General features: G+C 64.3%; 10 protein-coding genes and 1 other RNA gene. 7 read left to right on the top strand and 4 right to left on the bottom strand.

All coding sequences use genetic code 11. The features are described from left to right. Nucleotides 1-58: 58 nt before the first annotated feature. The 3 genes from epsC to msrA form a co-directional block, all read right to left on the bottom strand. The gene (gene epsC, locus IV498_RS11780; RefSeq protein ID WP_269046829.1) at nt 59-691 is read right to left on the bottom strand and encodes a serine O-acetyltransferase EpsC; all 633 of its coding nucleotides are present in this window, start codon (nt 689-691) and stop codon (nt 59-61) included. A gap of 117 nt (nt 692-808) precedes the next feature. Continuing rightward, complete coding sequence (gene cysK / locus IV498_RS11775) at nt 809-1,744, bottom strand: cysteine synthase A (RefSeq protein ID WP_269046827.1); 936 nt, start codon at nt 1,742-1,744, stop codon at nt 809-811. 72 nt (nt 1,745-1,816) lie between these two features. Continuing rightward, nucleotides 1,817-2,341, bottom strand: coding sequence for a peptide-methionine (S)-S-oxide reductase MsrA (gene msrA, locus IV498_RS11770; RefSeq protein ID WP_269046825.1), 525 nt, complete (start codon nt 2,339-2,341; stop codon nt 1,817-1,819). Between the two features lie 101 nt (nt 2,342-2,442). Here msrA and IV498_RS11765 point away from each other — a divergent pair, with 101 nt between their 5' ends. The 3 genes from IV498_RS11765 (at nt 2,443) to IV498_RS11755 (ending at nt 4,832) form a co-directional block, all read left to right on the top strand. Beyond that, complete coding sequence (locus tag IV498_RS11765; protein WP_269046823.1) at nt 2,443-3,555, top strand: Nif3-like dinuclear metal center hexameric protein; 1,113 nt, start codon at nt 2,443-2,445, stop codon at nt 3,553-3,555. Between the two features lie 81 nt (nt 3,556-3,636). Next, entirely contained in the window at nt 3,637-4,374 is a 738-nt protein-coding gene (locus tag IV498_RS11760; RefSeq protein WP_269046822.1) for a zinc ribbon domain-containing protein, read from the top strand. Continuing rightward, nucleotides 4,365-4,832, top strand: coding sequence for a VOC family protein (locus tag IV498_RS11755; RefSeq protein ID WP_269046821.1), 468 nt, complete (start codon nt 4,365-4,367; stop codon nt 4,830-4,832). Before IV498_RS11760 ends, IV498_RS11755 begins: the two co-directional genes overlap by 10 nt. Here IV498_RS11755 and IV498_RS11750 read toward each other — a convergent pair. Next, entirely contained in the window at nt 4,829-5,593 is a 765-nt protein-coding gene (locus IV498_RS11750; protein ID WP_269046819.1) for a YaaA family protein, read from the bottom strand. The genes IV498_RS11755 and IV498_RS11750 overlap by 4 nt on opposite strands. A gap of 423 nt (nt 5,594-6,016) precedes the next feature. Here IV498_RS11750 and IV498_RS11745 point away from each other — a divergent pair, with 423 nt between their 5' ends. The 4 genes from IV498_RS11745 to IV498_RS11730 all read left to right on the top strand — a co-directional run bounded on the left by IV498_RS11745 (nt 6,017) and on the right by IV498_RS11730 (nt 9,723). Next, nucleotides 6,017-7,519, top strand: coding sequence for a glyceraldehyde-3-phosphate dehydrogenase (locus IV498_RS11745; protein WP_269046817.1), 1,503 nt, complete (start codon nt 6,017-6,019; stop codon nt 7,517-7,519). 115 nt (nt 7,520-7,634) lie between these two features. Continuing rightward, nucleotides 7,635-8,025, top strand: an RNA gene (gene rnpB, locus IV498_RS11740) — RNase P RNA component class A. A gap of 676 nt (nt 8,026-8,701) precedes the next feature. Next, nucleotides 8,702-9,475: an HNH endonuclease family protein gene (locus IV498_RS11735; protein WP_269046815.1), complete on the top strand. Its 774-nt coding sequence runs from the start codon at nt 8,702-8,704 to the stop codon at nt 9,473-9,475. A 59-nt stretch (nt 9,476-9,534) separates the two neighbouring features. Then, nucleotides 9,535-9,723 carry a hypothetical protein gene (locus IV498_RS11730; protein ID WP_269046813.1) on the top strand — a complete coding sequence of 63 codons (189 nt, stop codon included), beginning with the start codon at nt 9,535-9,537 and terminating at the stop codon, nt 9,721-9,723. Nucleotides 9,724-9,749: the final 26 nt, after the last annotated feature.

Below are 9,749 nucleotides of genomic sequence, written 5' to 3'. Positions count from 1 at the left end.
CCCCGTTCCGCAGAACGGGGGCCCCGGCTCAGTTTTGACTTGCTCAGTTTTGACTGGCTCAGATGTACATGGCGGGATCGATGTATTCAGCCGGGTCGACGGCCGGCGCACTTTCCCGCCGAGCGTCGCGGTGCCGCCAGCGCGCCGGAACGCCGGTGATGATGGACTCTGCCGGAGCATCCTTGACGACGACGGCGTTGGCGCCAATGGCGCTGTCCGCACCTATCGTGATGGGCCCCAGGACCTTGGCGCCCGAACCGATGGTCACGCGGTCCCCGATGGTTGGATGCCGCTTAATTTTGGCCAGTGAACGCCCGCCCAGGGTCACGCCATGGTAGATCATCACGTCATCGCCGATCTGGGCGGTTTCACCGATCACCACTCCCATTCCGTGGTCGATGAAGAAGCGCCGGCCCACGGTGGCGCCGGGATGGATCTCGATGCCTGTGACCAGGCGCGCAAACTGCGACAGCAGCCGGGCCGGGAAACGCAGCCCCGGATTGGCCCACATCCGGTGTGTCAGCCGGTGGAACCAGATGGCGTGCAGGCCGGAGTAGACGAAAAAGTTTTCCACCGAACCGCGTGCGGCGGGGTCATGCGACCGGGCGGCCTCAAGATCTTCGCGCAGCCGGGCGAAGGACCGGACAAATGAGCTCACAGGCTTCTTTCCATTGTGCTTCGGGGCCGCCATGGTAAGGGATTACTGAAGCGGCCACTTGGTACGCTCCGGCGCGGGGAGTGCCAGCACGGCGATTGGTGCGCCGCAGCGCGGGCGTTGCCGTCGCGGCCACCGGCACCGCGGGAACTCTCAGTTGCGGATGTCGTCGTACAGGACGGTGGAAATGTAGCGTTCACCGAAGTCCGGAACCACTGCAACAATAAGCTTGCCCGCGTTTTCCGGCCGCTTGGCCAGTTCCAGCGCGGCCCATACGGCAGCGCCGGCCGAGATTCCGCCCAGAATGCCCTCCTGGTTGCCCAGGGCGCGCGCCGTTGCCACGGAGTCCTCCAGTGTGGCGTCCATGACCTCGTCGTAGATCTCACGGTCCAGGATTTCGGGGATGAAGTTGGCGCCGAGGCCCTGGATTTTGTGTGGTCCCGGAGCGCCGCCGTTGAGGATCGCGGAGTCCTTGGGTTCGACGGCGACAATCTGCACGCCCGGCTTGCGCTTCTTGAGCACCTGGCCCACACCCGTAATGGTTCCGCCAGTGCCGATGCCCGCAACAAAAATGTCCACCTCGCCATTGGTGTCTTCCCAGACTTCTTCCGCGGTGCTGGTGCGGTGGATTTCCACGTTCGCGGGGTTGGCGAACTGCTGAGCCCAAATCGAATTTTCCGTGCTGGCGACAATATCCTTGGCCTTCTGCACCGCGCCGCTCATGCCCTCCGAACCCGGGGTCAGCACAATCTCGGCGCCGTACGCCCGCAGCATGACGCGCCGTTCGGTGGACATGGTCTCCGGCATGGTCAGCAGCACCCGGTAACCGCGGGCGGCGCCCACCATCGCCAGCGCAATGCCGGTGTTACCCGAGGTGCCCTCCACGATGGTTCCGCCGGGCTTGAGCGCACCGGCCTTTTCCGCGGCGTCCACGATGGCAACGCCGATCCGGTCCTTGACACTGTTGGCCGGGTTATAGAACTCAAGCTTGACCGCCACCGTCGCCGGCAGTCCCTCGGTCATGCGGTTGAGCCGGACCAGTGGAGTGAAGCCCACCAGCTGGGTGACGTCGTCGTATATGCGTCCCATGAATTGCTACCTATCTGTGAAAGAACAAACCCGTGCCAGCCTACCCAGCGCTGAAGCACTCAACCAGCAACGTTAGGCGGTTAGCCATTCAGAGTAATATTTGCGGGCCTTCGCAAGTTTCGGATTGATGATCACCTGGCAGTAGCCCTGTTCGGGGTACTTGGCGTAGAAGTCCTGATGATACTTCTCCGCGGGGTAGAACTTCGGCAGCGGTGCCACTTCGGTGACGATTGGCTTGCTCCAGTGTTCCTGGTTCCGAACGATGGCCGCCTCGAACGCCTCCTGCTGGGAAGGTTCGGTGTAAAACATGGAGGAGCGGTATTGGGTGCCGACGTCGTAGCCCTGCCGGTTCAGAGTGGTCGGATCGTGCGAGACGAAGAACATGTCCAGGATCACGTTCTCGGGGACCACCGTTTCATCGAAGGTCACCGCCACAACCTCGGCATGCCCCGTGGTGCCGGAGCAGATTTCATCGTAGCTCGGGTTGTGCACCTGCCCGCCGGTATAGCCGGAGAGCACCTCCGCGACCCCCTTGGTCTGCTGATAAACCGCATCCAAACACCAGAAACAACCGCCGCCCAGTACAAAAGTCTTCATGCTTTGTATCAATGTCGGAGTTGGCCAGAAGATTCCCGACCACTTCTTACGAAGGCCTTACGCCGCCCGGCCCGCGCCGCCGATAGGGTACAACTGGAGATATGGAACCGGTTGAACGTAGGGGCGACGGCGGCGGGAACGACGGCGAAATCGTGGACCACGACGGCGGCGGCGGGATCGGCGGCAGGAACGACGGCGGCGGCAGGAACGCGGGCGACGGCGGCGGCAGGAACGCGGGCGACGGCGGCGGCAGGAGGAACGCGGGCGACGGCGGGAACGCAGGGGTCAGCGGGAACAGCTACGACGGCAGCGCCGCGGGCAGCGCCGGCGGCAGGGACGAGGACCGCAGCGCTCCGGCCGCGCAGCGGCCGGCTCCAACCCTGGCCGACGTCCTGTTGGCCGTGGAGGAATTGTGGCCGGCCTCGCTGGCCGAGGATTGGGACGCCGTCGGACTGGTGGCCGGCCGACCGACCGCAACGGTGTCCCGGATCATGTTCGCCGTCGATCCGACACTGGAAGTGATCGAGGAGGCCCTGGACTGGGGTGCCCAGTTGCTGATCAGCCACCACCCCTTGCTGATGAAGGGAGTGCACTCGGTGGCCGCGACGAGCGGCAAGGGTCAGGCCGTGCACCGGCTGATCGAGGGCGGCTGCGCCCTGTTGACGGTCCACACCAACGGCGACAGCGCCGTAGGCGGCGTTTCGGACGTGCTCGCTGATGCTCTGGGACTGACGGATGTGGTGCCGCTGGCCCCGGCGGCGCGCGGGCTGCCGGAAGAAGGCATTGGGCGGGTCGGCCAGCTTGCCACAGTCGTGAGCCTGGGGGATTTTGCCGAACGGGTCTTCAATCTATTGCCCGCGGTTGCCGGGGGTGTCCGGGTCTCGGGCGACCGGCGGGCGCTGATCCGGCGGGTGGCCGTGTGCGGCGGCGCGGGTGACAGCCTCTTTGATGCGGTGCGGAACAGCGCGGCGGATGTTTATGTCACAGCGGACCTGCGCCATCATCCCGCGTCCGAGGCGAGGGAGTCGGCGGCCCAGGGGCGGCCGTACCTGGTGGACATGTCACATTTTGCCAGCGAGTGGCTGTGGTTGCCGGAGGCCGCGAAGGCTTTGGGAAATATGCTGACGGACCAGCAGTTCGGCGTCGAGCTCTGCGTCAGTCAGACCAACACCGATCCCTGGGACTTCATTCTGACCCCAGGTTTGGGCGGTTAGCACTTAATCTCAGACCACGTAATCTAAGACATAGCCGGACGGTCACAGCGAAGCCGGCGCCCGCACCTTGGAAGGAAATGAATGGCGAAGGCAGCAGCAGCGGAGCAGCTACGTTTACTTGAACTGCAGGCGCTGGACGCGAAAATTAAGCAGCTGGACCACCGCACGCGGACCCTGCGGCAGGATCCGCGGCTGTCCGACCTCCAGGCTGGCCTGTCGGTGGCAAACAGCGACCTAGTGGTCCTGAACACGGAGGTGGCGGACGTCCAGCGGCAGCTCTCCCGCGCCGAAGCCGATGTTGAACAGGTTGCCACTCGGATTGCCCGGGACGAAGCCAAACTTAACAGTGGCAGTGGCCTGTCCAAGGACCTGATGGCCCTGCAGAATGACCTGGCGTCGCTGGCAAAACGCCGGTCCAGCCTGGAGGACACCGAACTTGAGGTCATGGAGCGGCTCGAGGCGGCCACGGCCAAGGCAGCCAAGCAGCAGGGTGTGGTCGACGATATCAAAGGTTCCCTCGACGGGATCCGGGCCGAGCTGGATGGTCAGCTGGTTGAGGTGGCGGCTGAGCGCGAGGCCACCGTGGGTGATCGTGGCGAGCTCGCCGGCTCCTTCGATCCCGCATTGCTGGCCGTCTACGAACGGACCCTGACCAAGCGCGGCGTGGGGGCGGCCCGACTGTTCCACGGCACCTCCGAAGGGTCAGGCATGCAGCTGAGTCCGGGCGATCTGGCGGATATCCGCAAGGCCGCCGACGATGACATTGTTTTCTGCCCCGACTCGGGTGCCATTCTGGTCCGTAATCCCGAGTGGACCTAGAGCTACCCGGCCATCCCGACCGCACGCCGGCCGGCATCCTGCACCATCTGGAAATCTGGGTGCCCGATTACGCGCAGGCCAAGGAATCGCTGGGCTGGATGCTTGAGCAGCTTGGCTACGTACTGCGCGATGAATGGGGAACCGGACCGGCTGGTGGCTCCTGGCAGGGCGGAGCGGAGTACATTGTGCTGGAGTCGGGACCTGATGTGCGTCCCGGCGGTCACGACCGGCTCCGGCCAGGGTTGAATCACCTGGCCTTCCGCGCCGGCAGCGAGGAAAACGTCGAACGGCTGGCCCGAACCGCCGCAGCCCACGGTTGGAGTCTGCTCTTCGGAGACCGGCACCCGTTCGCTGGGGGAGCGGGCAACTATGCGGCGTATCTGGAAAACCGGGAGGGCTTTGAAGTGGAGTTGGTAGCCGCCTCCGGTCAGCCGGACCAAGGCCTCCCGGAGTTTTAGCCGGGCAGGATCAGGTTGAGCTGATGCGCTTTCCGGGCCGTTGCCGGCACCAGCTCGGCGTCCCACCTTTCCGCCACCGCCTTGTGCAGCTGCGCGGGCGTGCCGGGTGCATTGCCGCGCCGCGTGAGCAGATGTCCGGCGACTTCTCCGCGCGTGTGCTTGGCGAAATGCGACACCACAGTCCGTTTGCCGTTGGCCTGGCGGAAAACGTTCACGGCCACCGTCTGCTCCGCCGGTGGGGTCCACGCCGCGGCGTAGCTGCTGGAGCGGCAGTCCACCAGCAGGTGACCAACCGCGTAAGCGGTCAGCGCGGCGCCAAGCCGAGGCTTCCAATAGGCCCCGAGCCGCCCAAGTCCGGGCAGACCCACAGACATACCCAGCCGGTAGGCCGGGATGCGGTCCGCGAAACCGATGGCACCCCACAGCCCGGAGAGGACGACGACGGCGGCGTCCGCCTTGCGCCGTTGGATGGGTGTCAGGCTTCGATAACCGAGCGCGTCGTAAAGGACACCGGAATAAATCAGGTGAGCCGGGGCGGCCGGTTCGCTCTGCAGGCGGGTATTGCGGAGCACCTCCGCCGCAAGCGAAGCACCCACCCCCAATTGGCGCAGCGCATCCGCACTGCCGGAGACCTGCTGCAGGGCAGAGATCACCTCGCGCCGGGCCGTTGATAGCTCGGGAAACGAGAGCTCGTTCAGAACGAGCGGGCACCCCTTGACGGCCGCGGTTTTACCTTCTGAGGGCGGGAGCAGAATGCGCACCCCAGAAGCCTAACGGGTTGGACCGCGGCCACGCGCCGGTGGTGCTCCGGATCGTTTCCGCGGCCGCTCCGCAGCGCGCGCACAGGCGGCTCCGCAGCCCGTTCCGTGAAGCGCCTTCCAGGTTGTTCCCGGGCGCGGTCCGCAGGTAGTGCCCGGACCGAACGTGATTCTGTTCACTCAGTGCGGCAGCGCGGGCCTGCGGACTTTAGAATAGTTAGCGGGGCAGGGCACCCCGGTAAGCCATCGCCCCTGCGACGCCTTCGAGGGAGAACAGCCTCTCGGTGGCAGCAGCCTGAAAAGGAAAGCACATCTTCCCGGAACCGAGGCAATCCGCGCCGCGTTTTCGGGGCCCGGGGCCATTCGAACGGAACCCGGTGTACGGCCGGAGTCGACGGCGATTCCGGTTGGGAAGGATAGATTATTGTGACGCAGAGTGCTGATATTGCCTTGGACTCTTGGATCAGGCGTGAGGCTCTCGCCGAGGCCATGATCCCGCTGATCGGCCGTTTATACCGGGAAAACAACGTGGTTACCTCGGTTTACGGACGCAGCCTGATCAACCAGTCCGTCGTCGGGCTGTTGAAGACGCATCGTTTCGCCCGGCAGATCGACAATGTCGAGCTGCCGCTGGAGGAAACCCTGCCGCTGCTGCAGGCGCTCGTCGGGCTCAAACTTGGTGCCGCTTCCATCGATCTGGCCCGGCTCAGCTTGGGCTTCAAGCACCAGGCCGGGGATGCCAAGCCGCTGGAGGAGTACCTGCGTGCCGAACTCGCCGACGTCGTCGGCCGGCAAGGCATCGACGAACGCACCAGCACCGACGTCGTGCTGTACGGCTTTGGCCGGATCGGTCGGCTGCTGGCCCGGATCCTGATTGAGCACGCTGGTGGTGGCCACGGGCTGCGGTTGCGCGCCGTTGTGGTTCGCCGCGGCTCCGACCAGGATCTGATCAAGCGGGCCAGCCTGCTGCGCCGTGATTCCGTGCACGGCCCGTTCGACGGAACGATCACCGTCGATGAGGAAAACAACACGATTCTAGCCAACGGAACACTCATGCAGGTTATTTACTCGGATAATCCGGCCACCATCGACTACACCGCTTACGGCATCAGTGACGCCCTCGTGGTGGACAACACCGGGCGCTGGCGCGATGCCGAAGGTCTCTCCCAGCACCTGCTCAGCCGCGGCGTGGGACGCGTGCTGCTGACTGCACCCGGCAAGGGCGAGCTGAAGAATATCGTCCACGGCATCAACCACAACACCATCACCGACTCGGACCGCATTGTTACGGCCGCCTCCTGCACCACCAATGCCATAACTCCCGTGCTGAAGGCCATCAACGACAAGTACTCGATAGTGCATGGGCACGTGGAGACGGTGCACTCCTTTACGAACGACCAGAACCTGACGGACAACTTCCACAAGGGTGACCGCCGGGGCCGATCCGCCGCGCTGAATATGGTGCTCACGGAGACAGGGGCCGCCAAAGCGGTGGCCAAGGCGCTGCCCGAACTGGCCGGCAAACTGACGGGAAACTCGATTCGGGTCCCCACTCCAGACGTGTCTATGGCGATCCTGAACCTCACGGTGGAGAGGGACACCTGCAAGGAAGAGGTCAACGACTACCTGCGCACCATGTCGCTGCACTCCGAACTGCACAAGCAGATTGACTACGTCGACTCGCCGGAGGTTGTCTCGACCGATTTTGTTGGCTCGCGCCGCGCCGGCATTGTCGACGGCTTGGCCACCATTGCCAGCGAAAAGAATCTGGTGCTCTATCTCTGGTACGACAACGAATTTGGTTACAGCTGCCAGGTGATCCGGGTGATGGAGGAAATGGCGGGGGTCCACCCGCTGGCCTTCCCGTCCGAACTGCCGGAGACGGCGGTGCGCGCCGGTGCCGAGACGGCAGTAGGTGCACAGGTATGAGCGCGGAGGTCGGGCTGGCCGCTTGGTGATGGTCTGGCCCGGTTTGGTTCTGCCCAGCCCGGCCCGGCACAGCTGAATGGCGCATGACGGATAGCGGCTAGACTGAGACGTTGGATGGGTTGGCCAGGTGGCCGCGCGTCACGAAAGTGGCTCGAGGAACGTCCGGGCTCCGCAGAGCACGGTGGTGGGTAACGCCCACTCGGGGTAACCCGCAGGAAAGTGCCACAGAAAATAGACCGCCTGGTTGCGGTGCGGCAACGCACCGAGGATGCAGGTAAGGGTGAAACGGCGGTGTAAGAGACCACCAGTTCCCCGGGTGACCGGGGAAGCTAGGTAAACCCCACTGGGAGCAAGGCCAGACAGGGCATGTTCGAGGACTGCTCGTCCGAGTGTCCGGGTAGGCTGCTGGAGGGCGTCGGCAACGGCGTTCGTAGATGGATGGCTACCGCTCCTGGACTGGCAACGGGCCAGGAGAACAGAACCCGGCGTATCGGCCAACCCATCCAACTCCAATAACAAGTGTCGTGTCAGCAATCCGGCCGGCGGGAATCGGGCCGCCAGATGACATTCCGTGAGGAATCAGGCCGGTAGGTGATGGTTGTGGAGGAAGCTTCGATGCCCGCCGCTGGGTTGGCGCCCGAGTTTGGAGCGGAGCACGAGGCGCTGCCTAGGCCAGAACAGCGTCCTTGGGGCAGGGCATAGTTTCGTGCCTCCCCAATCAGTCTGTTCCATCTCATCCATTTCAGGAACCTCATACTCCAGCAGGTCCAGACCGATCCACCTGCTGACTCTTCCCTGCAGCTTGTCCATATCTCCACGGTAGGGAACCAATCAGGGTGCGCTCTGGGGAATTTCTGGTGATTGGCTGATGAGCCAGCTATCGGCGCTGGCCGTCAGTGCCATCCTCGACGTCCCCTCTTAGCCGTCCCCTCTTAGCCGTCCCCTCTTAGCCGTGACCTCTTAGCAGTTCTGATGGACTGTGGATATCTCCCGGGCTGTCTGTCCGGCGGCCTACACTCGGCGTTACAGGCTCCGCCTCCGTCATCAGGAGTGCGCGCCGCTGCGACCGATGGAGGCGAAGAAATGGGTAACGACGCGCGCGGTCTGCGGTCCCGGCGTCGCCTCCTGCCACGCGGCGGTCTGCGGTCCCGGCGTGGCCCTTTGCGCGGCGTAGGGTTCGGCTTGAGCGTCAGGCCCCAGGGCAGGGTGCTGGCCATGCTGATACTCGTTCTGGCGCTCGTGGCCGCCGTGCTGGGCTGGCTGCACACCAACCTTGCAATGGATCCCGCCGGTCCGGGTCATGGATTCTCCCCACCGGTGGTGGAGACAAACCGGCCCGGGGCCGTCGGACCGGTGCTGCGGGTGCATGCGGCGCCTGCGCTGAGTGTGGTGGAAATCCTGACGGTCCGGGTCGCGGACGCGCGCAACAACTATGACCGACAGGCTTTCGGGGAGCCCTGGCTGGATGTCGACCGGAACAGCTGCGATACCCGCGATGATGTCCTGCGCCGTGACCTGACGGACGTGCAGTTGGTCAAGGGCTCGCGCTGCCTGGTGGCCGCCGGAAGGCTTTCAGAGCCGTACACGGGCCGGGTCATGGATTTCAGCCGTGGCCCGGATTCAAGCAAGGCCATTCAAATTGACCACGTAGTTGCGCTCGGGGATGCCTGGCGCAGCGGCGCCCAGCAGCTCACTGCATTGCAGCGGCAGAATCTCGCCAATGACCCGTTGAACCTCATCGCGGTGGATGGACCAACGAACGTGGACAAGAGCGACGGCGATACAGCGGCATGGCTGCCGCCCAACAAGGCTTTCCGCTGCCAGTACGTGGCGCGCCAAGTCTCGGTGAAGGCCGCCTACCGGCTGTGGATAACGCCGGCGGAGAAGGAAGCCATGAAGCGTGTTCTGGACCGTTGCCCGGGCCAGCAGACGCTGGAATCGGGATATCCTCCGTGATACGCTCCGTCGTTGGCGCGCCGCTGGTGACGAGGGTGAATGTTTGCGATGATGCAAGTATGAACGAAATCCATTACGTGAACTCCGTGAAGTTGGCCCAGGAAAACCTGGAGGAGGCCAATCGGCAGTTTGAACATGCAAAGCGGGACTTTGCCGCGGGGGACATTTCCCCCGAGCGGTTCGCCCAGCTGGAGAGCCTGAAAGACACTGCCGCGCTGGATCTGCAAAGGGTGCTCCGGGAGAATTGACCCTCAGCCGGGGCGGGTTCTTTGCG

This window comes from Paenarthrobacter sp. Z7-10, from assembly GCF_026932795.1.
Taxonomy (GTDB): domain Bacteria; phylum Actinomycetota; class Actinomycetes; order Actinomycetales; family Micrococcaceae; genus Arthrobacter_M.
The sequence above is the reverse complement of the archived record's forward strand: the minus strand, read 5'-3'. Positions and strand labels throughout refer to the sequence as shown.